The sequence below is a fragment of the Shewanella alkalitolerans genome (genome assembly GCF_019457575.1).
In the GTDB taxonomy this organism is placed as follows: domain Bacteria; phylum Pseudomonadota; class Gammaproteobacteria; order Enterobacterales; family Shewanellaceae; genus Shewanella; species Shewanella loihica.
Genome location: NZ_CP080422.1, coordinates 2,512,451 through 2,538,164, shown reverse-complemented (window position 1 = coordinate 2,538,164; position 25,714 = coordinate 2,512,451). Strand labels below are relative to the sequence as shown.

Here is a 25,714-nt window from a genome sequence, read left to right as displayed (position 1 = left end):
AGCAGGGAGATTAGCAGCGGCATTAGAAGAGGAAGGGGGATGAGCAGCGAACTGGCACTATTAGCGCATCGGTTTTATAGGCCTGTTTCTACAGGCTTTACCGACGTTCTGTTTCTAGCTTATCTGTTTTCAGGGGCTTTGCTTGTGGCAGCTTGGTGAGCGGCCGCTTGATGTTCCGTTGCCTTATGTTCTACCGCTTAGTGTTCAGCTGCCTTGGTTGAAGAATGTTAGTTATCAGACTCTCTGTTAACTAAAGGGCAGGCGAGCGACAACTTGGCGCCGCCGAGCTGGGACGAGGAGATGGTGAGGGCGCCACCATGGGCTTCGCATATCTTCTTGGCCAGCGCGAGACCCAGGCCGATACCGCCCGAATCTCGACAACGGCTTTGATCTAGCCTGACGAAGGGCTCAAATACCCTTTCTCTCTGCTCCGTGGGGATCCCAGGACCATCATCTTCTATGATGACCAGGATACGGGACTTTTCTTGCTTGAGGCTAATGAGTACCTGAGAGCGGGCGAAGCGCGCCGCGTTGCGCAGTATATTGGAAAATGCCCGCGTAATCTGGGTGCTATCGGCCTTAACCAGGCAAGCTTCACTTGGGTTAACCTCCAGCTTAAAGGCCTTATCGGGATAGAGGACACTATTAGCGTCCATCAACTCACCCAGCAGCTTATTGAGGTTAACCTGTGAGAGGTGCAACGGCCTGGATTTACTCTCTATCTGGATGAAATCCAGCGCCTCTTTGATCAGCTTCTCCAGTTCACTCAGGCCTTTGTTGATGGTGTCGATGAGGCGAGTGGGTTTGTCCTGCTCAAACTGTTCTTCCAGCATGTCGAAGGCCAGCTGAACCCGGGCAAGCGGGGATCTAAACTCGTGGGCAACGGCTTGAATTAATTCACGTTGAGATTGAATGTTCTGATTGAGGGAGGCGTTGATCTTGCGCTGGTGATGTCGATTCACCAGCAGGAGCAGGATGATAAACAAGACGCTCAGACCACCTAGCCATACGTTGCGCTGATAAGTATGTTGCGCCAGTTGGGTCTTCTGCAGCGCCTGATCGGCCTGCAGCAACTTAATCTGCTGCTCCTGTTGCTCGGCCTCGAAGTGGCTGAGGAGAAAGGCCATTCTCTGGTCGCTCTCAGAGTTAAACATCTCATCGTTCACCTGCTTAAAGGCTTCCAGACTCGCCAGCGCCTGTTCGGCCTGCCCGAGATGTTTGTAGAGCTGATAGCGAAACTCGTGTGCGTCGCGCACGATACGCTTATCTTGCAGCTGCTGGGAGCTGTTTAACGCCGCCGCACTCAAGGTGAGGGCGCGTTCACTGTTGCCGCGTAGCTTCTCCACCTTGGCGAGGGTCAGCAGGCCATAGGCGCTGAGAGAGACGATGCCGAGCTTATTGGCCTGATCTAAGCCCGTGGTGATCTGCTTGAAGGCCTGCTCGGGGTCATCGAGTTCGATATAGGCATTGGCGAGATCTATGTTGATCCTGGCCTCGAGCGCCGTATCCGGGATCGCTTTGGCCAGCGCCAGGGCCTCTTGGTACTGCAACAGCGCCGACTCCAATTGATGCTCGTGCAGATGGACCATGCCGAGGTTGCCGTGGATCTCGGCTATGCCCTGTTGATCCTTGAGGGATTCGTAGTAACCCAGAGAGCGTTGCAGATAAGAGAGGGCCTGCTCGCTGTCCTTCAGATAGAAATAGGTGAGGCCGATATTCCCTAGGATCTGCGCCAGGCCAGGCAGATCGTTCAGCTCCTCGCGAATCTTCCTCGACTGCAGTTGATAGTCCAGCGCCAGGCTATAGTTGCCGCTGGTGCCATACATGTTGGCGATGTTATTGAGGGAGACGGCAATGCTCTTCTCATCACCCACCTCTTTTTGAATGTTGAAGGCGCGTATGAAATAGTCGAGCGCCTTCTCCGGTTGCCCCAGAGTCTGGTAGATGATCGCCATATAGTTGGTCGTGCTGGCGATGCCCCTGAGATTCTTCTCCTGCTTGGCTATCTCCTGCGCCTGTTCGAAGGTCTTGAGGGCGGTCTGATAGTCCGCTTTGCGCCAATAGATGATCCCCTGCATGGTCTGTGCGGTAAAGAGTCCATGTGGGTCATTGCTTGCCTTGGCCAGTTGTTTGGCTTGGTCGGTGCGCAGCTGAGCATTTTCATACTGACTCAGGGAGACATATATCCAGGCCATGTTGTTCAGCACTGTGACTTTACGGATATCGTCGGGGATCTTGGAGAAGAGGGTCAGCGCCTGTTCACCATAGGCCAGGCTCTTGAGGGGGTCGTTGTCGCGATAATGTTTGACCAGCGCGGTGAGCAGCTCTCCCTGCTGGTTTTCCGGTAGCGTCGTCAGCTGCGCCTCTCGCTCTGTGATGTCGGCCCTTGCCTCGGGAGGATCCATACGTGCGGCGATACCGACCAGGCTTAGGCTGATCAGTATCGCGAGCAGTAGTAAGGCAATGGGCTTTTTTCGCATCTAGCGTCAGTCTCCGACAAACAGATAACCCTTGCCGTGGATCGTCTTGATGCGCGTGGCGTGGCTGGGATCGTCGCCAAGCTTGCGGCGAATGCGTGACACCCTGAGATCTATGGTCCTGTGGGAACTCTCGTACCCCAGGTCGCTGAAGTAATCAGAGATAGAGTCTCTGTCGCAGATCTCGCCGGGTCGGCTGGCCAGCAACCACAGCAGCTCAAATTCGGCAGTGGTGAGTTCGATATCCTGTCCATGTTGTTGGATACGTTGATATTTCTTATCTATGCTGAGGCCGTCAAACTCGATGAGGCTATCGTTATTGCTGTGCAGCTTACTGAGCTTCTCGGTGACAGGTGGCTCAGGCTTACGTCTCAGTAGGGCCCGGACTCTGGCCAGCAACACCCGGGAGCGCACGGGTTTGGCCAGGTAGTCGTCGGCGCCTGTCTCCAGGCCGGCAACTTCGTCGATATCGTTGTTAAGGGCGGTCAGCATCAGGATAGGGCCGTTGTAGCTACCTTCGATCCCCGTATGGCCATGACGCACCGCGCGGCAGATGGACAAGCCGTCCATGTCGGGCAGCATCACATCTAAGATAACCAACATAGGTTGCTCGGCAATGATGCGCTCGACGGCCTTGGCACCGTTGTGTTCTATCTCGGTCTTATAGCCGTTCATCTCGAGAAAATCGGCGACCAGGTTTGCCAGATCGGCATCGTCATCGACAATCAGTATCCAGTTATTATCCTTCACGATATCCCTCTGAAGTGTTGCAATACTGTAAAAGGTTTATTGCCAGTTATTATATATCACTTTTGTATTCTAATGTATGTTTATGTATATAAAACTTGTTGTGAAAGCAATAGTTAGCGCAAAATTGGTCCAACTTAGTGGCAAACAGGCTTATTTTCCAAGCCTATTTTCGACGTTTATTTTCGAAGCTTAATTTAGAAGAGTGGCTAGAAACTATAGCCAGCGACATAAGCTAGCTGCATAAGTTAGCGACATAAGTTAACCGCGTACTAGAAGGGTTAGAAGCTGAGGGGAGATAAAAAAGTTTAAGGCTTCCCTGCCTTAAACATAAAACTAGCACTTAGCACTTAGCACTTAGCACTTAGCACTCAGAACGAGATAAGGCTGTGGTTGGATGGCGAGAAGCTTTGCTTAAAGAGCGGCTTTCCTTAGATCGAGACTCTGCCTGGACAAAGGCTTAGATGAAACCATAGCGATTCGAGGGATCTTGGCGGGGTCTAATTGCAGCTCATCCGGGATAGGCAGCTGGTCACTCCCCCTGTAACTAAACCAGGTATTGCGCGAACTTGTCTTGGCTTGGTACAGCGCCATGTCGGCGAGGTGAATCACCTGCTCCCAGTTTATCCTGTCCGCCTGGGCTGTGGAGAAGGGGTAGGGTGCGGCGCCGACCGAGGCGGTGATCTTGATGGTGCGCTTAGCGTCGAGTTCGATCTCCATCGACTCGATGGCGTGACGGACTTTTTCCGCGAGGTGGTTTATCTGTTGGCGATCGATAAAGCGTGCTACCACCAGAAACTCCTCACCGCCCCAGCGCACCACATAATCATAGTTGCGAAACAGAGTCGTCAGTCGCTGACCCACCTGGCTCAGCACGCGATCGCCGGCCAGGTGACCATAGGTGTCATTAATGGGCTTAAAGTGATCGATATCTATGATGAGCGCCAGCAGGTCGGCTTTGGTCGGCAGCTCTTCATTCCTTAGCTGCGTGGCGTCATAGCTGCGGTCGACCCGATTCAGGTCTTGGGCAATCATCTCTTCGATGAAGCGGCGATTCTTAAGTCCGGTCAGGGGATCTCTGTGACTCATCTCCTGCAGGCGCAGGTTTTCAAGTTGCAGCGCCTGAGTGCGTTCATCGATCGCTTGCTCCAGTCGTGTTCTGGATAGGGTACTAGCCTGTCTGTAAACCCGCTGCATCACCAAGGCGATGGCAATAAGCGGCGCAAGATAATGAAGCAGCAGATTCGGATAATGGGCTTTGAGCTCGCCCAGCCATGAGGAGGCAAAGCCGACCTGACGGCTTGGGTCGTGCAGAGGTGATGCTGAGGCCTTGGAAATTTGGGAAAGGCCTACGGAAGCCAGGTTAGATTGCGCCGGGGCAAACTGGAATGGTTTGCCGCTCTGATCGAGTCTAGGGCTTGCGGTGGCGACCATGCTATAGGGGGCGGCCAACGCGCCAGGCATGAGGGCGTGAGATGTGAGTGCATAAGGCATGAGCATAGGCTGAGGTTGAGTAAGGCTAGCATTTGCCGCGACTTGACTAGAGAGCAGTAGTATTAAGCTACAGGCAAAGCATGTAGTTGTTTTGAGTGTGAGCTGTCGAAAACGCCTAGCCATAACCGGATACCTCTTGTTTAAACGCTAACATCAGTGGGCATTTCATCGGTGAGTTTGTAATGAATTTGTTGCCAATAAGTCCGTTTGTTACGCCATGTATTCTTTTGTATATGAATGTATATTATGTGCCAGAGTGGATTTTTGCAATAGCGGTGTGGATTTTTACGCCAGGGAAGTGGATTTTTGCGATAGCGTAGCGGATTTTAGAGATAGCGTAGTCGATTTTAGAGATAGTGGATTCAGTCGCCCAGAGGAGTAAGAAAAGGGGATAGAGGGGGGGTCATAAACCGTCATGGCAAGATTTAGATCAGGGCGCCCGCTTCTCCCGGACGCCCTTGATTGTATGGCTACGCTAGCCTTAGTCTATTTGCTGGCGGCGCTGTGACGCGCCAGCAGGTTGGCGGTGATATCCTCCAGGCTAAGGTCTTGATCTTCAAGCAGCACCAGCAGGTGATAGATGAGATCTGAGGCCTCGTTGATCAGCTCCTCCTTGTCATGGGTGGCGGCTGCGAGGGCGGTCTCCAGTCCCTCTTCGCCGACCTTTTGGGCGATCCGTTTGGTGCCGCGCTCGAACAGGTGCGCCGTGTAGCTGCTCTTGGCATCTTGTCCCCTGCGCGAGGCGATAAGATTCGCCAGATTGTCGATAAAGGGGTGCGCCTCGCCGTCGGGCCAGCAGCTTTCCCGTTCTAGGTGGCAGGTGGGGCCATTGGGGATCACCTGTACCAGCAGGCTGTCGTTGTCACAGTCGCTGTCGATGGCGATAAGATCTAGGGTGTTGCCCGAGGTTTCGCCCTTGGTCCACAGCCGCTGCTTGCTGCGACTGAAAAAGGTGACCTTGCGGCTGCTTAGGGTCTGAGCCAGCGCGTCTTGGTTCATATAGCCCAGCATCAACACCTTACCCGTGAGGTGATTCTGGACCACGGCGGGCAGCAACCCCTGCTGTTTGTCCCAATCTAAGTTGTTAAAATCTTCTAGGTTTTTCATCTTAATTCCTTGAACAAATTTGCGGCGGTTACAGGCGCATCTGTACGCCGTTGTCGAGCAGGTATCGCTTCAGCGCCTCTATCTCAATGATCCCTTTGTGAAAGACGCTGGCCGCGAGGGCCGCATCCACACCCGCCTGGGTGAACACCTCGAGGAAGTGTTCCATGGTGCCGGCGCCGCCCGAGGCGATGAGGGGCACGTCGCAGATGGCGCGTACCATAGCGAGTTGCTTGATGTCATAGCCCTGACGAACGCCATCCTGGTTCATCACGTTCAGCACTATCTCGCCGCAGCCACGTCTCTGCACCTCTTCCACCCAGTCTTGGGTGTACCACTGGGTATCTTTGGTGGCGGCCTCGTCACCGGTAAATTGCTTCACCTTGTAGCTGTCGGTGTCGGCGTCATAATAAGAGTCTATGCCTATCACGATACATTGACGGCCAAATTCATCCTGCAGGCGATCGATCAGGCTGGGATCGCTCAGGGCCGGCGAGTTTATCGAGATCTTATCGGCGCCGAACGCCAGCTTTTCCCGCGCCTGCTCGATACTCTTGATGCCGCCGGCGACGCAGAAAGGGATATCTATCTGCTCGGCGACGCGGCTGACCCAGCTCTTGTCCACCACTCTGTCGTGGGCGCTGGCGGTGATGTCGTAAAATACCAACTCGTCGGCGCCCTCCGCTGCGTAGCGGGCGGCCAGGGGCACTATGTCGCCGACGATCTCATGGTTACGAAACTGAACCCCCTTGACCACCTTACCGTCACGGACATCCAGACAGGGAACTATGCGTTTGGCCAGCATGCGATCGCCTCCTTCACAGTAAAGTTGTTGATGAGTAGGGCCTTGCCTATGATGATGCCACTGGCGCCGCTATCACGCACGGCGCTCACATCTTCCAGGGTGGCGATACCGCCCGAGGCCTGCCACTCAATATCGGGATAGCGCGCTGCGATCTCCTGATAGAGCTGGGTATTGCTGCCTTGCAGTGTGCCGTCACGGCTGATGTCTGTGACCAGCGCGTGCTTGAGGCCAAAGGGGGCGAAGGTGGCCACCAGAGACTCCAGTGTCTTGCCGCCGCCGCTTTGCCAGCCCGACACGGCGACTATCTTCTCACCCGCCAGGTTGATGTTCACGTCCAGCGCCAGGCAGATGGCATCGCTGCCGTAGGTCTCGAGCCAGGATTGCACCAGCTCTGGCTGTTTGACGGCGAGGGAGCCTATCACCACCCGCTTGACGCCGAGATCTAACAGCTCCTTGACCTGGGTCTCGCTGCGAATGCCGCCGCCGACCTGAATGTTGGCCTCGAGATTCTCAACCAGTTCACCTATGAGTCGGGTCTGGCGTCTGTCTGGGTCTTTCGCACCGGTCAGATCGACGATATGCAGCCAGGTCGCGCCTTGGGCCTGATAGGCCTGTAGCTGGGCGAGCGGACTCAGATCGAAGGTGGTCTGCTGGGCATAATCGCCCTGGTAGAGGCGCACCACTTGTCCCTCGATGAGATCGATTGCAGGGATGATCATTGGGCGCTCTCCTGTGTAGATTTGTGGTTACCTGCAAAGCTGCCGGCATTCATTTTCATAAAGTTTCTTAATATGGTGGCGCCCACCGCGGCGCTTTTTTCCGGGTGGAACTGCACCCCCATGAAGTTGTCTTTGGCGATGGCGGCGCTAAAACCCTCGCCATATTCACACTTGGCGATGGTGAAATCGCCCAGCGGCGCCCGGTAGCTGTGAACGAAATAGACATAGCAGCCCTCGGCGACGCCGGCAAACAGTGGGTGATCGCCCGGGCTTATCTGATTCCAGCCCATGTGGGGCAGTGGCAGGCCCTTGGCGTCCAGCTGCTCGATATTGGTGTCGATCAGCCCAAGGCATTGACAGTTCTGGCTACTATTCCCGTAACTTAAGCCACCGCGCTCCTGTGAGGCCTTGGTCAGCATCTGCATGCCGAGGCAGACGCCAAGCACAGGCTGGGTGAGGGAGCAGATGGTGTCGATAAGCTTCTTATCCTTCAGCGCCTTCATGGCGGCCCTGGCGGTACCAACGCCCGGCAGCACCACACGGGTGGCCGCCTTTATCTTGTCGATATCGTCACTCACCTCGACGTCGGCGCCGATCCGCTCGAAGGCGTAACGCACCGAGCTCAAGTTGGCGCAGCCAGTATCTATGATGATGGTATCGGACTTGCTCATAGCACCCCCTTGCTCGATGGCAGGGCGTCACCTTCGACCTTCACCGCCTGGCGCAGGGTGCGGCCAAAGACCTTAAATAGGCTCTCCACCTTGTGGTGATCGTTATCGCCCTGGGTCGAGAGGTGCAGGGTGCAGCGTAGGCCATCGGCGAGGGAGCGGAAGAAGTGGGGCACCATCTCAGTAGCCATCTCGCCTACCATCTCGCGTTCGAACTGCCCCTCAAACTTGATGAAGGGGCGACCCGAGAGATCCAGCAGGCAGCTGGCGTTGGCTTCATCCATGGGGATGCTAAAGCCAAAGCGGGCGATGCCGCGTTTATCCCCAAGGGCCTGTCTGAGGGCATCACCAATGGCCAGGGCCGTGTCTTCGACGCTGTGGTGATCGTCTATTTCAAGATCGCCATCGACGCTCACATCCAGCCTGAAGTTACCGTGGGTGGCGATCTGATCCAGCATGTGGTCGAAGAAGCCGATGCCGGTATTGATGCTGCTCTTTAGCTGACTGTCGAGATCGACAGTGACCTTGATGTCGGTCTCCTTGGTGGTACGCACCACGGTCGCTATGCGATTACCCCCGAGGAGTTGTTCGGCGATGGCATCCCAGTTCAAGGTCTCGCGATTGTACTGTATGCCTGTGATGCCCATGGCCTCGGCCAGGCCCAGATCGGTTTCTCTGTCGCCGATCACCGCAGACTGGGTAAAGTCGACCCTGCCTTCGGTGAGGTAAGCCTTGACCAGACCCAGCTTAGGTTTGCGGCAGCTACAGTTTTCATCGTCAAAGTGAGGGCAGATGAGCACCTCATCGAACTTGACCCCCTGGCTGTTGAAGATCTGCATCATCATATCCTGGGGCGCATCGAAGTCATCCTTGGGGAAGGAGGGGGTGCCAAGGCCGTCTTGATTGCTCACCATTACCAGGCGGTAGCCGGCGCCCTGTAGCTTAAGCAGCGCGGGGATCACCTGAGGCTCAAATACCAGCTTGGCCAGGCTATCGACCTGCTTGTCGGTGACCGGCTCCTCGATCAGTGTGCCATCGCGGTCGATAAAGAGGATTTTCTGTTTCATCATGCTTCTACCTTAAATCTGCTTCTATCTTAAATTTGTCGTTATTGTCTGGCTGGGTGCGGCTCTATTAGTCGGCCTTGAGTATGGCAAGCAGCGTCTCGGTCTGGGCGTCGCTGGCAAAGCTAAAGCGTATCGCATCGGCAAGGGCCGGGTCTTTGTAAGCCCTGGCGACCACACCCGCCTGTTTGAGACGTGCCTGCATCTCATCGACTTCTATCTCATTTGCCTGGTCGAAATAGGCCAGAACGAAGTTGCCATAGGCAGGCAGCACTCTGGCGCCAGCTTCCCGCAAGGCGTCAGCGAGTCGTTGGCCATTGGCCTTGAGCTGAGCGACCTGAGTCTGCATTCGGGCTATCCCTTCCTGACTTAGCGCATCTATCGCAAGCGTGGCGACTGGTAGCGGTACGGGATAGGGGGCGATCACCCGCATCACCATCTCGATGACCTCAGGGTTGGCCAGCATGAAGCCGCAGCGGGCACCGGCTAGGGCGAAGGCCTTGGACAGGGTGCGTAGCACCACCAGGTTGTCGTACTTATCCAGCAGGCTTGCCACGCTGTAGTCCGGGCAAAACTCGATATAGGCTTCATCTACCACTACTAAGGTATCGGGCAGGCTGCGGATCACCGCCTCTATGGCGTCTGGGGCGATCACAGTGCCAGTTGGGTTGTTGGGATTGCAGATAAATACCAGCTTGGCATCGCCGACCTGGCTGCAAAGTGCTTGTGGCAGCTGATACTCACTATCCAGGCGCAGCGCCTTGACGCCGACGTTGAAGGTCTTGGCGCTGATGGCATACATGCCGTAGGTGGGGCCGAAGCAGGCGATGCTGTCCCGCCCCGGAATACAGAAGGTGCGGATAAGCAGCTCTATGGCTTCATCGGCGCCACGACTGGTGAGTACCTGTTGATTACTTACGCCCGCATACTCGGCGTAACACGTAATAAGCTCTGGCGGCTGACACTCAGGGTAGCGGTTAAGGCTGTCCAGGTCGCTGTTATTAAAGGGCGACTCGTTGGCATTGATCCAGATTTGCCCCTCGCCGCCGATGCGCCGCGCCGACTGATAGGGCTCAAGCGTCAGGAGCTCGGGTCTGGCGAGACGCTCGGCGAGCGATGTCGCGTTAACATTCATCTTAGCTTCTACACTCATCTTATTTCTCCTCGCCCGTTAGCGTGGCAAGGCGCACGGCGACGGCATTTCTGTGGGCATCGAGCTGCTCGGCGCTGGCCAGGGTTATCACGCACTCGCCTAGGCCGCGCAAGCCCTCGGCGCTCAGCTCCTGCACGGTAAAGCGGCGGCTAAAGTCGGCCAGCGACAGGCTGGAGACGGCGCGGCTATAGCCATAGGTTGGCAACACGTGATTGGTGCCGCTGGCGTAATCGCCAACGGACTCTGGTGTGTAGGCGCCGAGAAATACTGAGCCGGCGGCGCGGATTTTATTCAGGAGATCACGGGGTGCACGGGTCTGAATGATCAGGTGCTCAGGGCCATAGCGATTAGAAACCTCGGCGGCCTGGGCCATATCTTCGACAATTAGGGTGCGACTGGCGCTCAGGGCCTGCATAGCGATCTCGGCTCTGGGCAGTCTTGCCAGTTGCTCGCCAAGGCTCTGGTTGACCGCGTCTGCCAAGGTTTGGCTGTCGGTGACCAGCATCACCTGAGAGTCTGGGCCGTGCTCTGCCTGAGAGAGGAGATCGGCGGCGATGAAGTCGGGATTAGCCTCGTTATCGGCAATTACTAACACCTCAGAAGGGCCGGCGGGCATATCTATGCTTACCACGCAGCGGCTGTCCTGGGCAACTAAGCGCTTGGCCTCGGTGACATAGCGGTTGCCCGGGCCGAAGATCTTATCGACCGCTGGCACAGACTCAGTGCCTAGGGCCAGGGCGGCGATCGCTTGGGCGCCGCCTATCTGATAGATATCCGTGATGCCACAGGCTTTGGCAGCGTAGACGATAGCATCATCTATAGGCGGCGGGCTGACCAACACCCGCTGCTCACAACCGGCTATCTTGGCCGGCAGTGCCAGCATGAGCACGGTAGAGATGAGCGGCGCACTGCCACCGGGAATATACAGGCCCACCTTTTCGATAGGCTCGCTTCGCAGCTCACAGCGCACTCCGGCTTGGGTCTCAAGGTCGATCCCCTTGAAGGCCTGGGCCTGGTGAAAGGTCTCGATGTTCTGTTTGGCCTGCTCGATAGCTGCCTTGATCTCGGGCGTCACTCGCTCGGTGGCGGCTGCTATAGCCGCTTCGCTAAGGCGCAGGGCGTCGAGTTCTACCTTATCGAATTTTTGTGAGAAGGCTTTTAGCGCTGCGTCGCCCTGGCTGGCCACCTGGTCGATGATCGCCTTGACCTGCTGCTCAAGGTTGGCATCGCCAATCAGGGGCGAGCGCGACAGCGCCTCTCGCCTTGCCTGGTCATCGAGCGCCTGCCAGTCGAGGCGCTGCATCTGTTTGGATGTCATGGTGTTTGTTGTCATGGCGTTATCCCATCATCTTTTCGATTGGCATCACCAGGATGGAGCTGGCACCTAGCTGGGTCAGGGCCTCCATGGTATCCCAGAAGAGATCTTCGCTGCTGACTGCGTGGATCGCCACGCGATTGGTGTCGTCGTTCAGCGGCAGTACGGTCGGGTTCTCGGCGCCGGGCAGTAGGGCGACGATCTGATCCAGTGTTTCGGTCGGGGCGTGTAGCAGGATATATTTGCTCTCTTTGGCGCGCACCACACCGTTGACGCGGGAAAGGATCTTATCGATCAGCGCCTGTTTGGCCTCGCTCTGCTCCTGGGTCGATTGGATGATGCAGGCCATGGAGCGGTAGATCACCTCAGTCTCGTACAGGCCGTTGGCCTCTAACGTTGCGCCAGTTGAGACCAGATCGCAGATACCGTCGGCCAGGCCAGCGCGGGGGGCAACCTCCACCGAGCCCTTAAGCATACAGTCGCGATAGCTAATGCCTTTCTCCTGCATGTAGCGGCGTAGCAGGTTAGGGTAGGAGGTGGCGATGCGCAGGCCCTCGAGCGAGCTGGCGTCCTGATAGCGAAATTCGGTAGGCACTGCCAGCGACAGGCGACAGGCGCCGAAATCAAGTTGGCGCAGCTTGATGCACTCGCTCGGCTTGTCCAAGGTTTGACGCTCGATCTGCTCTTCTTCGAGGACGTTCTCGCCTATGATACCAAGGTCGACCACGCCGTCCATCACCAGGCCGGGAATGTCGTCGTCACGAACCCGTAAAAGGTCGATAGGCATGTTGTCAGAGTGGGCGATGAGGCGTTGTTCGTTAACGTTAAACTTGATGCCGCAGCTCTTGAGCAGCTTCTGGGATTCCTTGGACAGGCGGCCGGACTTTTGAATGGCGATACGTAATCGGTTTGACTCTGACATAGGATGTTTCCTCATTTGTTGATTCAGTAAAATTGTTTAAATCGTTTTAAAACAAAATCTTAAGCTAAAAACTAAAAACCCCCGGAATTCCTTCCAGGGGTCTTAGATCGCTTTTGAATCAACCGCCAGAAGGAAATAGTCCTCCGGCAGTAAGCATCCGAAGGCTACCGCATATGATGGTGATGATGGATAGTATTCAAACGCTGTGTCATGTTCTGTCTTCTCTCGCTTAGTGCGTATCAATGGGCAGTGTCTGCCCTAAGTTGTATTTAAACTAATCAAGTTTTTCGGTGTATGCAAGCGCTAATTTGGGTCGATTGAAAATTATTCAACTAACACTGCAATATCCCCATGGGATCTCAATGATTTCCTGATTCTTTATCGCGGGTGCTTTGTGGCTTGTACTGGGTAAGAAAATCCGCATAATGCCAGCATGTCATTTTAAACATTAACTATCATCAGCCATTCATTGAATAAACGACTGACCCAAGATGTACAGCAGGTATTCGCCCCAGATGGCAGCTTAAGCCGTCATATCAAGGGCTATAGCTGTCGTGCCCAGCAGCAGACGATGGCGACTCGGGTGAGTGAGACCCTGCAAAAGGGCGACAACCTGGTGGTCGAGGCGGGCACGGGCGTGGGCAAGACCTACGCCTATCTGGTGCCGGCGCTGCTCAGTGGTAAGCAGATCATCGTCAGCACCGGCAGTAAGAACCTGCAGGAGCAGTTGTTTTTTAAAGATCTGCCCGCACTGCTCAACATCTTAGGGATCAGGCCCAAAGTGGCCCTGCTCAAGGGGCGCAGCAACTACCTGTGCCAATACCTGATGGAGAAGCAGCTCAGCGGCGTCGAGGTGAACGATGGCAAGATCCTCGACGACCTGCTGCGAATCGATCAGTGGGCCAGCCAGACGGTGGATGGCGACATCGGCAGCCTCTACGCCGTGCCGGAAAACTCCCCGGCGATCCCGCTGGTGGTGAGCAGTAAAGAGTCCTGCATAGGTAAGGCCTGCGATCACTATGAGGCCTGCTTTACCCGCAAGGCCCGCGCCAAGGCGCTGGATGCCAAAATCATAGTGGTCAACCATCACCTGTTTTTCGCCGATCGCATCCTAAAAGAGACGGGATTTGCCGAGCTGCTCCCCGACAGCGACGTGGTGATCTTCGATGAGGCGCATCTGCTGCCAGATATCGCCGTGACTTACTTCGGTCAGCAGCTCAGTATCAAGAGCCTCATCCGCCTGCTGGAACGTTTTAACGAACTCTATCGCAATCATATGGCCGATTCACCGCAGATTGGCGCCATGACGGCCCGCTGCCATACTCAGCTGATCCATTGGCAGGGGCTGCTGTTTGCCACCGAGGAGCGTGACTGGCGAAGGCTTATCGGCGACAAGGCCTTAATGGAGGCATCCTGGGCACTGGTGTCTGAGCTGACCGCCTATCGCACCATGCTGCTGGGCTATCTTGGCCGTCACGAGGCGTTCGATGATGGCGTCGAAAAAATCGATGGACTGCTCAGCAAATTAACCGTGTTCATTCAATGCGATAACCCAGATAGCGCCTACAGCATAGACTATGGTTATCAGCACCTGACCTTGAGGATCTCGCCCATCAAGGTGGCTAAGGAGTGTCAGTCGCTATTTAGCCCGGATGTCAGCTGGATCTTTACCTCGGCCACCTTGCAGATCAATCGCGACCTGTCGCTGTTTACCAAGGCGATGGGGCTGGAGAAGGCCAACACGAGTATATTGGACAGTCCCTTCGACTATCGGCGCCAATCCCTGTTCTGTGTGCCGCGCCATCTGGCGTCGGTTACCAGTCAGGAGCGGGCCGCCAGGCAGCTGGTGGAGGTGGCGGTAAAGGCGATAAACGCCGCCAAGGGGCGCACTTTCATGCTGTTCACCAGCCACCGCATGCTCAACCTAGTGGCGGTGATGTTACAGGGGCGGGTCGATTATCCGCTCCTGGTGCAGGGGCAGGCGGGCAAGCAGACGCTTTTGAAGAAGTATCGACAGCTGGGCAACGCCGTGCTGCTGGGCACAGGTGCCTTCTGGGAGGGGGTGGATGTACGCGGTAAGCTGCTGAGCTGCGTCATCATCGACAAGCTGCCCTTCGTCTCGCCGGACGATAATCTCTACAAGGCCAGGGCAGACGGGGTGCAGCGAGAGGGCAAAGATCCCTTCATGACCTTGTCGCTGCCCCAGGCGGTGATAGCGCTTAATCAGGGCGTCGGCCGCCTGATTCGAGATGAGAAAGACAGGGGCGTGTTGATCCTGTGCGACAATCGCATCGTCAATCGCCCCTATGGTCAGGCCTTTATCAACTCGCTGCCGCCCATGCATCGCACCCGGGATCTCGACAGTGCGGTGCGATTCCTACAAACCATAGACTAGCGCTAAGCCTGCTTAGTGCAGCTTCATCCGTGGGCGCACCACTCGCATCATCTTCTCCACCAACCAGAGGGCGATGGTCTTGGCCAGGCCGTGAATTGCTTTTTGGTGCATGCGGTAGAGGGAGATATACATGAAGCGGGCGATCTTTCCCTCGACAAACATACTGTCTTTGGTGAGGTTACCCATCAGGCTGCCCACGGTACTAAAGCGTGACAGGTTAACCAGGGAGCCGTGATCCACATACTCATACTCGGTGAGACCCAAACCTCTGAGCTCATTGAGAATATTGTGCTCGACACACTGGGCCATCTGGTGCGCCGACTGCGCCCTGGGCGGCACGAAGCTGCCATCGGCCTGCTCACAGGCGCAGCAATCGCCGATCACATAGAGATCGTCGTGCCCCTGGGCCTGTAGGGTAGGACGCACCAATATCTGATTGGCGCGATTGAGGTTAAGTCCCTCTATCTGCTTGATAAAATCAGGCGCCTTGACCCCGGCCGCCCATAACATCAGGTTGGCGGCGATCAACTCGCCGTCTGCGGTGACAAAGCCCTTAGAGCTCGCCTCTTCGATGCGGGTGTTTTGTCGCACCGACACGCCCAGCTTAATCAGCTCGCGGGTGGCCGAGGCGGCGATACGCTCGGGCAGGGCGGGTAAGATGCGCGGGCCCGCCTCGATCAGTGTGATACTCAGCCTGTCGGCGGTCATCTTGCTCAGGCCATAACTCTTGAGCAGATCGGTCACATGGTAGAGTTCGGCGGACAGCTCCACCCCAGTCGCGCCGCCGCCGACGATGGCAATATTGAGTTTTTGCTGCTCCTCCGATTGATGCATGCGGGTGAAGCTGTCGAGCAGGGCGTTGTGAAAACGGTTCGCCTGGTGGTGGGAGTCGAGAAAGAAGCAGTGCTCCTTCACGCCCGGGGTGCCAAAGTCGTTGCTGACGCTGCCAACGGCCAGAACTAAGGTGTCGTACTCTAGTTCTCTGGCGGGCAGTAGTGCCTCGCCCTTATCGTTGCTGATGGCGGCAAGCTTCAGGCGTTTGCCTTGAAGGTCCAGCCCGGTGAGCTCCCCCAATTGAAACTGGTAGCCATGTTTCACCGCATGGGCGGAGTAGACCACGCCGTCGAGGTCGGCGTCGAGTGAACCTGTGGCCACCTCATGGAGCAAGGGTTTCCAGATATGAGTGCGGTTCTTGTCTATCAGCAGGATCTCTGCCCGCTGCTTCTTGCCTAACTTGTGTCCCAGTTGGGTGGCCAGGCCGAGTCCGCCGGCACCGCCGCCCACTATCACGATTCTTGGGATCTTTGCACTCATCGACAACTCCTTCTATTGGGGATTAGGGGCCCGGCGTCGCTTGCGCGTCTGTATCAGTCCGGCGCAGATGATCAGGCCACAGCCCATTAATTGTATCGGGGTGAGGTGCTCGGCAAACAGGCTCCAGCCGAGGATCACCACGGTCACAGGTTCGATATAGGCCAAGGTGCCGAAGGTGGCCGCGGGCAACGCCCGTAGCGCCTTGACCGCGAATAAGATCGCCAGAAAGCCGGGAAATACGCCGATCAGTGCCAGCCAGAACCACTGGGTTAAGCTGGGCACCACGGCTTGATGCAGGGCGAAGGGCAGCAGGCAGAGCGCGCCGAAACTCAGTTGGATAAGCGTGCTCTGATAGGGGCTGGCACTGGCGGGGCGGCGATTGATTAACATGAAACCGCTGTAGCTCAACAGCGCCAGCAGGGCAAAGCCATAGCCCTTGAGTTCGGCCGTGCTGCCCGTGAGGCTCTCAAGGCTCGGCAAGATGGCTACGACGCCGACAAGGGCGATGCCTATGGCTAGCAGGTCCTGGCGCCTAAGCCGCTCATGGAAGAGGAAGTGAGCGCCAATGGCACTCACCAGGGGGGCGAGATAGATCAGCATCACCGCATTGGCCATGTTGATGTAACCTATGGATTGCACGTAAAACACCATGAAACCGGCTAGCATAGCGCCATTAAACAGATGGCGTTTCCCCGGACGATGCAGGATCTGTCTGGCCTTGCCTGTGGCAAGCATGTAGGCGATGAGACAGGCGGCGCCGATCAGCAGGCGATAGAAGGTGATGATGCTGGCTTCAAGGTTGGCGGTGCGCGCCAGTGCGCCGATTGTGCCCATTAAAATGGCCGAGCCTAGGGCCATCATCACGGCCTGGGAGGATAAATGCGATGGCGATTGTGACAGAGGTTGGGACTGTGCTCTTGATTGACTCATTACGTCATTAGCCTACATCTGAGTGCGACTCTAGATCCTTGGGTTGAGTGTCTGTGCTAGCTTTCTGTATTTGATTTTGTATTAGGCCATTAGCTTGCGTGCTGGCTAAACCGCCGACTTAAGCGAAAACTTAAGCAACGACTTGAGCGCTAATTTAAGCTAAGAAGCCGATAAGCGTGAGCCTATCCTATCGGGTTTATCTCAAAGAGAAAACGGATTTTTTGCCATAGCGTATATATCAACTCAAGGGGCTATAGGGCCAAAGGGCAAGTAATGTCTAGCCGATAAAATAGCTTGGTTTACCGCTATGATGCGGGCAATTAAGGCTATACCTAAGCGGGTTTTACGTTATAATCGGCGCCATTCATCCTATGGTTTTGGCGATGAGGGGTTAGCGCAGTTCGATTAGCTGCGCAATGCCATGATATCGCGACAGATTTGGTTCGTTTTTGCATGCCGGAAAATAAAGATTTCTCAGCCCCATTAAGTTTACTCGCCCTGGACACCTGCACCGAGTTTTGTTCGGTCGCCCTGCAATATCAGGGACAGGTGTTTGCCCGTGAGGCCGATGCGCCGCGGGAACACAGCCAACGCCTGCTACCCATGGTGCAGGAGGTACTGCAAGAGGCGGGGATCGCGCTGAGTCAGGTGGATGTGATCGCCTATGGCCGTGGGCCAGGCAGCTTCACCGGGATCCGCATCTGCACCTCTATGACCCAGGGGCTGGCCTTAGGCCAAGATCTTCCCGTGGTGGGGATCTCAACCCTGGCGGCCATGGCCCAGGCGGCTATCGAGATAAAGGGCGCGACTCAAGTAGCGACCGCTATCGATGCGCGCATGGGCGAGATTTACTACGGCGAGTACTTGGCTGTCGATGGCTTGGCTAGTCTGGTCGGTGAAGAGCAAGTCTGCGCGCCCGAGCAGAAGCTCAGCGAGCTGGAGGCCAATGCACAGGATGCGAGTGCACTTGACTTTAGTGCGCCGATCGTTGCATGCGGCACAGGGTTTGATGCTTACCCTGCGCTGGTGACTGAGGCGATGACCCTGGTCGAGGAGGCTAAGTTCCCACTCGCGCGCTTTATGTTGCCGCTGGCAGAAGCCGCGATAAAGGCGGGGCAGGCGACCGATGTGGATCAGTTAAAGCCAGTGTATCTGCGTGATACCGTGACCTGGAAAAAACTGCCCGGTCGCGAGTAATTTAGTGTAGGCTTGAAGCATAATCGCGTAACCAGACTGTCAGGAGAGAAGGGGGAATTACTTTGATGCAAGTTTCGTCATCTAACCTGATGCCTGGCCTCTCGTCGGGTGCCTCTGCCATTAGCGATGCTATCGCGCCCCAGCAGGATCTGCGGACCGATGTTATCGACGTGACGCCAGTGGGTCCCGCCGTACCTGCTAGAGACGAGATCCAAGTTGCGGCAAATGCTAGTGCCACTAGCGATGCAAATAGCGACACTACGGGGCTGGTCGAGCGCAAGCAGGAGTCCCTCGAAGAGCGGCTCAACGCCAAGCTTGAATACGATCAACAAACCGGTGGCAGTCGCGGCGCCATAGGCCAATATCTGCTGCACCAACACGCCGCCCAGCGCGATGCCATCTCCCAGATGGTGGGCATAGACACCTATGTCTAGGTTCATGTTTAGCTAGGTTCATGTTTAGTCTCGTATACAGGGATATGTTTAGTCTTCAATAAAGGAAGATGTTTCGGCGTAGCGCCAGCGTGTCTAAATTGCCGGCCATTAAGGCATCAACAACCTATAGGACGGGTTCTTCAGTATGGCTTTTTCTATCGATTCTCCCTCTTCTCGCCCTGGTATGCCATCTCGCAGCCTCTTCATGGTCGAGCTATTGCTGGCTTTGGTGCTAACACGAATTCCCTATCTAAGCGTGCCCTTTAAGTGGCTGGAGAGTTATTTTCACGAGGCGTCTCACGCCCTGGCGACCTTGATTAGCGGCGGTATGGTGAGTCATATCGAGCTCTATCCCAATGGCGCGGGTCTGTGTGTGAGCCAGGGGGGCTGGCCCGTGTTGATTGGCTTTGCCGGCTATTTCGGCGCCGCGCTCTGGGGGCTACTCATCTTTCATCTGGCCACCTGGGCCAGGGGGATCCGCGTCAGCTTTAGCTGTCTCGGGCTGGTGGTGCTTCTGAGTATCGTGCTCTGGGGGCGGGACCTGCTCACCGTCGCCATCTTGTTGATGCTCGCCTTGCTGTTTCTGCTGCCGTTAAAACTCAGTCATAGTCCACTGCTGACCTTTGCCCTGCGGGTGATGGCGCTGATGGTGATGTTGAACGCGCTCGCCAGCCCCACAGTGCTGCTTGGCATGCCGGGGCGCGGCGATGCGGCCATGCTGGCTGAGCAGACCTGGATCCCGGCCTGGCTCTGGGTAGGCATCTGGCTGCTCACCAGTTTAACCATGCTCTGGCTCTGTTGGCGCCGGGTCGATAGTACCAATCAGCTGAGCGCGCAAAAAGTGTAACCGACTGTATATCTAGTTTAATTTTCGTTATTAGCCTGATAGCTTAGGTGTTTTAGCCTTATCTAATATCTAGGGAGAGAATATGAAAAGTTTAACCTTAGCGGCCTCAATGGCATTAGCCATAGGCGTGGCGGCACCTAGCCTAGTCAGCCCAAACTATGCCCAGGCTAACGAGACACACCTGGTCAATCAGCAGGTCACAGATGCGCTCACCAATCCACTGAGACAAGCGGCAAACATGGAGCGTGATCAGTATCGTCACCCGGGTGAGACCCTGAGCTTCTTCGGCGTTAAGCCAAGCGATACTCTGGTGGAACTCTGGCCGGGCGGTGGTTGGTACGCCGAGATCCTCGCCCCATACTTGGCGAAAGAGGGTCACTATATCGCCGCGAATTTCGATGCCAATCCGCCAGAGGGCCTAGAGGTGCCAGGCTATCGTATTCGCCTGGGCAAGGCGCTGGAAAAGTGGCTCAAGGATCATGGCGATACCTTAGGCCAGGCATCGAGTATCAGTTTCGACCCTCCAAGGCTTATAGAGCTTGGCGCGCCTAACAGTGCAGATGTGGTGCTGACCTTCAGAAATCTGCACAACTGGGCCAAGTCCGGGGTATTGGAGCAGGTGTTCGACTCGGCCTACAAGGTGTTAAAGCCTGGCGGTACCTTTGGCGTGGTGGAGCACAGGGCAAACCCTGGCATGGATCTGAGCACAGGCTACATGGTGCAGGATGAGATGATCGCGCTGGCCGAGAAAGTCGGCTTTACCCTGGTGGCCACCAGTGAGGTCAATGCCAACCCTAAAGACAGCAAAGATCATCCTAAGGGCGTCTGGACCCTGCCGCCGAGCCTGCGTCTGGGCGATCAGGATAAAGCCAAGTATCTTGCCATCGGCGAGAGCGACCGCATGACGCTTAAATTTGTGAAGAAGTCTTAACCATGAGCGATCCGCTAGCCCCCCTGTGTCAGCCCTCAAGTGATGGCAATGAAGTGATGCTTTCACTGCCCCATATTCGTCTCTCTGGTCGGCTGTGGGGGGAGGCGGACAAGCCGCTGCTATTGGCGCTGCACGGTTGGCTGGATAACGCCAACAGTTTTGCGCCCTTGGCGGAGCACCTCAGCGAGTACCGCCTGCTGGCGATCGATTGGCCCGGTCACGGCGCGTCACAGCACAGGCCCGGCGGCTATCCGCTGCACTGGATAGACTACCTCTATGATCTCGAGCTGCTTATCGATGCCATAGTGCGTCATCAGCCCCTGCATGGTGTGATAGGCCATTCGCTGGGCGGCATAGTGGCCTCGGCCTACAGCGCCGCCTTTGCCGAGAAGGCCAAGCATTGGATCGTTATCGAGGCGCTCGCGCCCCTGTTTGAGGCGCCCGCTAAGAGCAAGTTAAGGCTCAGGCGCAGCTTCGATGCCCATCAGCGGGCCGCCATGAATCAGCTCGCGCCTAAGCCTGTGATGCTGGATGCCGCCGTCAGGGCAAGGCATAAACTCACCGGGCTGGACATGCCCTGGTGTAGGCTAATTCTCGAGCGCAACCTGCAGCTAACAGACGGTCACTACTACTGGCGTAGCGACCCCAGACTCAAACTAGACTCCCCCATGAGGCTCGATTTTGACCATGTCAGCGGCCTGATGCAGGGCCACGCTGGCAAGGTGCTGGTCATTAGAGGCAAAGAGGGTTATCCCCTGATGGGCTATCACCAGACAGAAAAGGTGTCTGAAGCCCATGATTCCGCTGGCGAAGATCTGTGCGAAATCGCCGCCAGTTGGTATCAAGATCTCACTCAGGTGACCCTCGAAGGTGACCATCATCTCCATATGGGCAATAGCCTGGAGGTGGCCGCGGCAATTAAGGCATTTTTAGCGTGACAGCCCCTCGGGGAGGGATGGTAAAATTACACTAGGATTTTTACTCTAATTGTGTGATGATGTTCAAAATTAAAACGCCCGTATGATTTTTTGGGTGTTACCTACAATATTTATAAGTCAGTGTTTAGTTTCTGTTTTTGAAACCTTAAGTGAATGACCTCATTCACTTAACTCTGCCTGGGGATTTAGGAGAGACTCGTGGAACAGCTTTGGACGAAAAATTTACCCCATGATGTGCCCGCTATTATCGATGCAAAGCAATACAGCTCGCTGATCGACCTGTTTGAAAGCTCGGTAGCCAAGTATGCCGATCAGCCCGCTTTTGTGAACATGGGCGCGACGTTGACCTATCGAAAACTCGAAGAGCGCAGCCGTGCCTTTGCGGCTTATCTGCAAAACGAACTCAAGCTGCAGAAGGGCGATCGCGTGGCGATCATGATGCCTAACCTGCTGCAGTATCCCATCGCCCTGTTTGGCATATTGCGTGCCGGCATGGTGGTGGTCAACGTGAACCCTCTGTATACCCCAAGAGAGTTGAAGCATCAGCTCAACGACTCGGGTGCCAAGGCTATCGTCGTGGTATCTAACTTTGCCAACACCCTGGAACAGGTGGTGGAGCAGACGCCGGTGAAGAGCGTGATCCTCACAGGTCTTGGCGACTTGCTCAGCGCGCCTAAGCGCACCCTGGTGAACTTTGTAGTCAAGTACATCAAGAAGATGGTGCCTAAGTATCATCTGCCACATGCCATCTCTATGCGTCAGTCGCTCTCTAAGGGACGCCGCCTTCAGTATGTAAAGCCGACCATCAAGGGGGACGATATCGCCTTCTTGCAATATACCGGCGGCACCACAGGTGTGTCTAAGGGCGCCATGCTGACCCATGGCAATATCGTCAGCAACCTGCTGCAGGCCGACGCGGCCTATTCGCCGCTGCTGGCCGATGGTAAGGAGTTTGTGGTTACCGCGCTGCCGCTGTATCACATTTTCGCCCTGACGGTGAACTGTCTCTTGTTCCTCCACAAAGGCGCGAACAACCTGCTGATCACTAACCCAAGGGATATCCCTGCCTTCGTGTCTGAGCTGAAGAAGCATCCATTCACGGCGCTCACCGGCGTGAACACCTTGTTTAATGCCCTGGTGAGCTCGGAAGAGTTTAAGACGTTGGATTTCTCCAACCTTAAGCTCTCTATCGGTGGCGGTATGGCGGTGCAGCGCGCCGTGGCCGATAAGTGGCAGGGGATCACTAAGACACGTCTGCTGGAAGGTTACGGCCTGACCGAAGCCTCGCCGCTGCTGACCTGTTGCCCCTATAACCTAGAGGGCTACAACGGCTCTATTGGTTTCCCGGTCGCCAATACCGACATGCAGGTGCGCGACGAGGAGGGCAATGTGCTGCCTCAGGGCGAGACCGGCGAACTGTTTGCCAAGGGCCCTCAGGTGATGAAAGGCTACTGGCAGCGCCCGGAAGAGACGGCCAAGGTGATCGATAAGGATGGCTACCTGGCCACCGGCGATATCGGTTACATGGATGAGCAAGGCTTCTTCTTTATCGTGGATCGCAAGAAAGATATGATCTTGGTCTCTGGCTTTAACGTCTTCCCCAACGAGGTGGAAGAGGTGGTTGCCCTGCATCCTAAGGTGCTGGAAGTGGCGGCCGTCGGCGTTCCCCATGAGGTGAGCGGCGAGCTGGTGAAGGTATTTGTGGTACCAAAAGACAAATCTTTGACCGAAGAGCAGGTGATCAAGCACTGTCGTCATCATTTGACGGGATATAAAATTCCTAAGCTGGTAGAATTCAGGGATGAGCTACCTAAGAGCAACGTGGGCAAGATCTTACGCCGCGAGTTGCGTGACGAAGCCAAATCGGCCTAGTTATATAGGAAACCACCCGTTGTAGGTGACTCAAAGCCGGCATTATGCCGGCTTTTGTGTTCACCGAGCCATAGCATTTGGAGATGAGATTTGACCTTTCAATATGTAGAGGATGACGCCAGCCTAACAGAGCTGGTGGCTAAGTATCGTCAGGCTAAGGTCCTGATGTTGGATACCGAATTCGTTCGCACCCGCACCTATTACGCCAAGCTGGGATTGATCCAGGTCTATGACGGCGAGACCCTGGCGCTGATCGATCCTGTGGCGGTAAGCGACCTCTCTGCATTTTGGGCCCTGCTGGAGCGCGACGATATGGTAAGCGTGCTGCACTCTTGCAGCGAAGATCTCGAAGTCTTGGCCCGTTACGGTCGCTGTCAGCCTAAGGTGCTGTTCGACAGCCAGATCGCCGCCGCCTTCTGCGGCTGGGGCCACGGTATGGGCTACGCCAAGCTGGTGGAGCACTGCCTGGGCGTGCAGCTGGATAAGGGCGAGTCGCGCACCGACTGGATGAAACGTCCGCTCAGCGATGCTCAGCTGCAGTATGCGGCCAACGATGTGGATTATCTCTATCGGCTCTATCCTCAGCTGCTAGAAAAGCTGCAAGAGTCTGGCAGAATGCCTTGGCTGCTGGAAGAGGGCGAGCGTATGACCCAGGGGCGTCTTGAGAGCCCGGATGGTGACACCGCCTACCTCAAGGTGAAGAACGCCTTCCAGCTAAGCCCTAAGCAGCTTGCCTATCTGAAGGTGCTGGCCAAGTGGCGCCTGCAAAAAGCGCTGGACAGAGACTTGGCCCTGGGCTTCGTTATCAAAGATCACGCGCTGCTGGCGCTGGCCAAGAAGCAGCCTAAGTCTACAGGCGAGATCTTCAGGATGACTGAGCTGACCGAGCAGGAGAAGCGCCTGCATGCCAAGGCGATCATCGCCGAGATGGCCAAGGCGGATCTGGATAACCTGCCCGAGGCTATCGATGTGATCGCCCTAAAACCCGGCTACAAGTCGGCCTTCAAGGCGATCAAACAGGCGCTAACCCAGTTGGCGGAAACCCATCAGGTGCCAATGGAGCTGCTGGGCTCTAAGCGTCATATCCATGAGTACCTGCAGTGGCGCTGGAATGATGGCCAGGGCGAGATGCCCTTGGTGTTACAGGGCTGGCGTGGTGAGTTAAGTCAGCAAGCCTTGGCCGAGATCAGCTGTTAAGGCAGGATTATTCAAGTTGCTAAACGCCAAACGGCGCCCATGAAAAAGCCCTCAATAGAGGGCTTTTCTGTATGCTTATTCTGGCTACTGAGTTTGGCCTGCTAGCTGCCTAAGGCTTTTCCGGCAGGGTCACGTTCAGTTCCAGTACCGACAGGTTGTCGTCGTTCTGATCCAGCTGCACCGATACCTGATCGCTGTCTATCTGCACATACTTGCGGATCACCTCTATGATCTCCTGCTTCATCGCCGGAAAGTAGTCTGGCGCATCACGCTCGCCGCGCTGATGGGCGACGATGATCTGCAATCTCTCCTTGGCGGTGGTTGCGGTCGTAGGCTCTTTTTTCGCTCTGAAGTAATCGAGTAAAGACATAATTAGCTACCAAATATCCTTTTCAAGAATCCTTTTTTCTCTTCGGTGACGAAACGCATCTCTACGTCTTCACCCGTTAGTCGTGCCACGGCGTCGCTGTAGGCCTTACCGGCATCGCTCTCTTGGTCGATGATCACAGGTACGCCCGAGTTAGAGGCCTTGAGTACGGCTTGCGACTCGGGGATCACCCCAAGTAGCGGAATGGCCAAGATCTCTTCCACGTCGGCCACGCTCAGCATCTCGCCGGTGGCGACGCGGGTAGGGGAGTAACGGGTCAGTAGCAGCAGCTCCTTGACCGGCTCAAGACCCTCTTCGGCGCGTTTGGACTTGCTCTGCAACATGCCCAGGATACGGTCGGAGTCGCGCACCGAGCTAACCTCAGGGTTGGTGGTGACGATCGCCGTGTCGGCAAAATAGAGCGCCATCATGGCGCCGGTTTCGATACCCGCTGGTGAGTCGCAGATGATGTATTCGAAATCTTCCTTAAGCTCGTCCAGCACGCGGCCCACGCCTTCTTTGGTCAGGGCGTCTTTATCACGGGTCTGAGAGGCGGGCAGCACGAACAGCTTGCTGGTGCGCTTGTCTTTGATCAGCGCCTGATTCAGGTTGGCTTCGCCGTTGATCACATTGACGAAGTCGTACACCACGCGGCGCTCACACCCCATGATGAGGTCCAGGTTACGCAGGCCGATATCGAAATCGACTACGACGGTTTTATGTCCTTTCAATGCCAGGCCGGTGGCAATGGCCGCACTCGAAGTGGTCTTGCCCACTCCACCCTTACCTGAGGTGACAACAATAATTTGTGCCATGTTTGTTTC

At 55.9% G+C, this 25,714-nt stretch carries 23 protein-coding genes and 1 other annotated feature; of the genes, 8 read left to right on the top strand and 15 right to left on the bottom strand.

Translation table 11 applies throughout. The features are described 5' to 3' along the window. Positions 1 to 227: 227 nt before the first annotated feature. The 11 genes from K0J45_RS11295 to hisG all read right to left on the bottom strand — a co-directional run bounded on the left by K0J45_RS11295 (position 228) and on the right by hisG (position 12,468). Positions 228 to 2,480 (bottom strand): tetratricopeptide repeat protein, encoded by a 2,253-nt coding sequence (locus K0J45_RS11295; RefSeq protein ID WP_220042638.1) that lies wholly within the window; start codon positions 2,478 to 2,480, stop codon positions 228 to 230. 6 nt (positions 2,481 to 2,486) lie between these two features. After that, positions 2,487 to 3,227: a response regulator gene (locus K0J45_RS11290; RefSeq protein ID WP_220042637.1), complete on the bottom strand. Its 741-nt coding sequence runs from the start codon at positions 3,225 to 3,227 to the stop codon at positions 2,487 to 2,489. Between the two features lie 411 nt (positions 3,228 to 3,638). Beyond that, on the bottom strand, positions 3,639 to 4,718 hold the full coding sequence (locus K0J45_RS11285) for a GGDEF domain-containing protein (protein WP_220042636.1): 1,080 nt from the start codon (positions 4,716 to 4,718) through the stop codon (positions 3,639 to 3,641). A gap of 486 nt (positions 4,719 to 5,204) precedes the next feature. Further along, positions 5,205 to 5,825: a bifunctional phosphoribosyl-AMP cyclohydrolase/phosphoribosyl-ATP diphosphatase HisIE gene (gene hisIE, locus K0J45_RS11280; protein WP_220042635.1), complete on the bottom strand. Its 621-nt coding sequence runs from the start codon at positions 5,823 to 5,825 to the stop codon at positions 5,205 to 5,207. A 28-nt stretch (positions 5,826 to 5,853) separates the two neighbouring features. Further along, entirely contained in the window at positions 5,854 to 6,627 is a 774-nt protein-coding gene (gene hisF, locus K0J45_RS11275) for an imidazole glycerol phosphate synthase subunit HisF (RefSeq protein ID WP_220042634.1), read from the bottom strand. Continuing rightward, positions 6,609 to 7,346 (bottom strand): 1-(5-phosphoribosyl)-5-[(5-phosphoribosylamino)methylideneamino]imidazole-4-carboxamide isomerase, encoded by a 738-nt coding sequence (hisA, locus tag K0J45_RS11270; RefSeq protein ID WP_220042633.1) that lies wholly within the window; start codon positions 7,344 to 7,346, stop codon positions 6,609 to 6,611. The genes hisF and hisA overlap by 19 nt, the downstream gene beginning before the upstream one ends. Beyond that, positions 7,343 to 8,017, bottom strand: coding sequence for an imidazole glycerol phosphate synthase subunit HisH (gene hisH, locus K0J45_RS11265; protein WP_220042632.1), 675 nt, complete (start codon positions 8,015 to 8,017; stop codon positions 7,343 to 7,345). The genes hisA and hisH overlap by 4 nt, the downstream gene beginning before the upstream one ends. Then, on the bottom strand, positions 8,014 to 9,081 hold the full coding sequence (gene hisB / locus K0J45_RS11260; protein ID WP_220045284.1) for a bifunctional histidinol-phosphatase/imidazoleglycerol-phosphate dehydratase HisB: 1,068 nt from the start codon (positions 9,079 to 9,081) through the stop codon (positions 8,014 to 8,016). Before hisB ends, hisH begins: the two co-directional genes overlap by 4 nt. Positions 9,082 to 9,148: 67 nt before the next feature. Continuing rightward, positions 9,149 to 10,231, bottom strand: a complete 1,083-nt coding sequence (gene hisC / locus K0J45_RS11255) for a histidinol-phosphate transaminase (RefSeq protein ID WP_220042631.1) — start codon at positions 10,229 to 10,231, stop codon at positions 9,149 to 9,151. 1 nt (position 10,232) lies between these two features. Beyond that, complete coding sequence (hisD, locus tag K0J45_RS11250) at positions 10,233 to 11,534, bottom strand: histidinol dehydrogenase (protein ID WP_220045283.1); 1,302 nt, start codon at positions 11,532 to 11,534, stop codon at positions 10,233 to 10,235. Between the two features lie 34 nt (positions 11,535 to 11,568). Next, positions 11,569 to 12,468 (bottom strand): ATP phosphoribosyltransferase, encoded by a 900-nt coding sequence (gene hisG, locus K0J45_RS11245; protein ID WP_011865995.1) that lies wholly within the window; start codon positions 12,466 to 12,468, stop codon positions 11,569 to 11,571. 68 nt (positions 12,469 to 12,536) lie between these two features. Beyond that, positions 12,537 to 12,657, bottom strand: a sequence feature (His leader region). A gap of 280 nt (positions 12,658 to 12,937) precedes the next feature. On the opposite strand from hisG, the gene yoaA reads away from it, so the two are divergent. Continuing rightward, positions 12,938 to 14,863: a DNA repair helicase YoaA gene (gene yoaA, locus K0J45_RS11240; RefSeq protein ID WP_220042630.1), complete on the top strand. Its 1,926-nt coding sequence runs from the start codon at positions 12,938 to 12,940 to the stop codon at positions 14,861 to 14,863. Positions 14,864 to 14,875: 12 nt separating this feature from the next. Here the strand turns inward: yoaA and K0J45_RS11235 are convergent, their stop codons facing one another. Both K0J45_RS11235 and K0J45_RS11230 read right to left on the bottom strand, forming a co-directional pair. Beyond that, positions 14,876 to 16,177, bottom strand: coding sequence for an NAD(P)/FAD-dependent oxidoreductase (locus K0J45_RS11235; RefSeq protein ID WP_220042629.1), 1,302 nt, complete (start codon positions 16,175 to 16,177; stop codon positions 14,876 to 14,878). Positions 16,178 to 16,189: 12 nt separating this feature from the next. After that, positions 16,190 to 17,107 (bottom strand): DMT family transporter, encoded by a 918-nt coding sequence (locus K0J45_RS11230; protein ID WP_220042628.1) that lies wholly within the window; start codon positions 17,105 to 17,107, stop codon positions 16,190 to 16,192. 453 nt (positions 17,108 to 17,560) lie between these two features. On the opposite strand from K0J45_RS11230, the gene tsaB reads away from it, so the two are divergent. The 7 genes from tsaB to rnd all read left to right on the top strand — a co-directional run bounded on the left by tsaB (position 17,561) and on the right by rnd (position 24,523). Next, complete coding sequence (gene tsaB, locus K0J45_RS11225) at positions 17,561 to 18,304, top strand: tRNA (adenosine(37)-N6)-threonylcarbamoyltransferase complex dimerization subunit type 1 TsaB (protein WP_220042627.1); 744 nt, start codon at positions 17,561 to 17,563, stop codon at positions 18,302 to 18,304. Positions 18,305 to 18,369: 65 nt separating this feature from the next. Further along, positions 18,370 to 18,738 (top strand): hypothetical protein, encoded by a 369-nt coding sequence (locus K0J45_RS11220; protein ID WP_220042626.1) that lies wholly within the window; start codon positions 18,370 to 18,372, stop codon positions 18,736 to 18,738. Between the two features lie 145 nt (positions 18,739 to 18,883). Next, complete coding sequence (locus K0J45_RS11215) at positions 18,884 to 19,585, top strand: M50 family metallopeptidase (RefSeq protein WP_220042625.1); 702 nt, start codon at positions 18,884 to 18,886, stop codon at positions 19,583 to 19,585. 82 nt (positions 19,586 to 19,667) lie between these two features. Next, positions 19,668 to 20,516: a class I SAM-dependent methyltransferase gene (locus K0J45_RS11210; protein WP_220042624.1), complete on the top strand. Its 849-nt coding sequence runs from the start codon at positions 19,668 to 19,670 to the stop codon at positions 20,514 to 20,516. A gap of 2 nt (positions 20,517 to 20,518) precedes the next feature. Then, positions 20,519 to 21,454, top strand: a complete 936-nt coding sequence (locus K0J45_RS11205) for an alpha/beta fold hydrolase (protein WP_258406671.1) — start codon at positions 20,519 to 20,521, stop codon at positions 21,452 to 21,454. Positions 21,455 to 21,652: 198 nt separating this feature from the next. Further along, complete coding sequence (fadD, locus tag K0J45_RS11200; RefSeq protein WP_011865986.1) at positions 21,653 to 23,326, top strand: long-chain-fatty-acid--CoA ligase FadD; 1,674 nt, start codon at positions 21,653 to 21,655, stop codon at positions 23,324 to 23,326. A 90-nt stretch (positions 23,327 to 23,416) separates the two neighbouring features. Beyond that, on the top strand, positions 23,417 to 24,523 hold the full coding sequence (gene rnd, locus K0J45_RS11195; RefSeq protein ID WP_220042623.1) for a ribonuclease D: 1,107 nt from the start codon (positions 23,417 to 23,419) through the stop codon (positions 24,521 to 24,523). Between the two features lie 109 nt (positions 24,524 to 24,632). On the opposite strand, the gene minE is transcribed toward rnd, so the two are convergent. Both minE and minD read right to left on the bottom strand, forming a co-directional pair. Then, positions 24,633 to 24,893: a cell division topological specificity factor MinE gene (minE, locus tag K0J45_RS11190; protein ID WP_011865984.1), complete on the bottom strand. Its 261-nt coding sequence runs from the start codon at positions 24,891 to 24,893 to the stop codon at positions 24,633 to 24,635. A gap of 2 nt (positions 24,894 to 24,895) precedes the next feature. Next, positions 24,896 to 25,705, bottom strand: a complete 810-nt coding sequence (gene minD / locus K0J45_RS11185) for a septum site-determining protein MinD (RefSeq protein ID WP_220042622.1) — start codon at positions 25,703 to 25,705, stop codon at positions 24,896 to 24,898. Positions 25,706 to 25,714: the final 9 nt, after the last annotated feature.

Coding starts and splice junctions, on each gene's coding strand:
- minE (WP_011865984.1), bottom strand. CDS start 24,893: ATGTCTTTACTCGATTACTTCAGAGCGAAAAAAGAGCCTACGACCGCA.
- hisH (WP_220042632.1), bottom strand. CDS start 8,017: ATGAGCAAGTCCGATACCATCATCATAGATACTGGCTGCGCCAACTTG.
- hisB (WP_220045284.1), bottom strand. CDS start 9,081: ATGAAACAGAAAATCCTCTTTATCGACCGCGATGGCACACTGATCGAG.
- K0J45_RS11230 (WP_220042628.1), bottom strand. CDS start 17,107: ATGAGTCAATCAAGAGCACAGTCCCAACCTCTGTCACAATCGCCATCG.
- K0J45_RS11235 (WP_220042629.1), bottom strand. CDS start 16,177: ATGAGTGCAAAGATCCCAAGAATCGTGATAGTGGGCGGCGGTGCCGGC.
- K0J45_RS11285 (WP_220042636.1), bottom strand. CDS start 4,718: ATGCCTTATGCACTCACATCTCACGCCCTCATGCCTGGCGCGTTGGCC.
- hisC (WP_220042631.1), bottom strand. CDS start 10,231: ATGAGTGTAGAAGCTAAGATGAATGTTAACGCGACATCGCTCGCCGAG.
- hisD (WP_220045283.1), bottom strand. CDS start 11,534: ATGCAGCGCCTCGACTGGCAGGCGCTCGATGACCAGGCAAGGCGAGAG.
- hisA (WP_220042633.1), bottom strand. CDS start 7,346: ATGATCATCCCTGCAATCGATCTCATCGAGGGACAAGTGGTGCGCCTC.
- hisF (WP_220042634.1), bottom strand. CDS start 6,627: ATGCTGGCCAAACGCATAGTTCCCTGTCTGGATGTCCGTGACGGTAAG.
- hisIE (WP_220042635.1), bottom strand. CDS start 5,825: ATGAAAAACCTAGAAGATTTTAACAACTTAGATTGGGACAAACAGCAG.
- K0J45_RS11215 (WP_220042625.1), top strand. CDS start 18,884: ATGGCTTTTTCTATCGATTCTCCCTCTTCTCGCCCTGGTATGCCATCT.
- K0J45_RS11220 (WP_220042626.1), top strand. CDS start 18,370: ATGCAAGTTTCGTCATCTAACCTGATGCCTGGCCTCTCGTCGGGTGCC.
- K0J45_RS11205 (WP_258406671.1), top strand. CDS start 20,519: ATGAGCGATCCGCTAGCCCCCCTGTGTCAGCCCTCAAGTGATGGCAAT.
- K0J45_RS11210 (WP_220042624.1), top strand. CDS start 19,668: ATGAAAAGTTTAACCTTAGCGGCCTCAATGGCATTAGCCATAGGCGTG.
- hisG (WP_011865995.1), bottom strand. CDS start 12,468: ATGTCAGAGTCAAACCGATTACGTATCGCCATTCAAAAGTCCGGCCGC.
- minD (WP_220042622.1), bottom strand. CDS start 25,705: ATGGCACAAATTATTGTTGTCACCTCAGGTAAGGGTGGAGTGGGCAAG.
- tsaB (WP_220042627.1), top strand. CDS start 17,561: ATGCCGGAAAATAAAGATTTCTCAGCCCCATTAAGTTTACTCGCCCTG.
- K0J45_RS11295 (WP_220042638.1), bottom strand. CDS start 2,480: ATGCGAAAAAAGCCCATTGCCTTACTACTGCTCGCGATACTGATCAGC.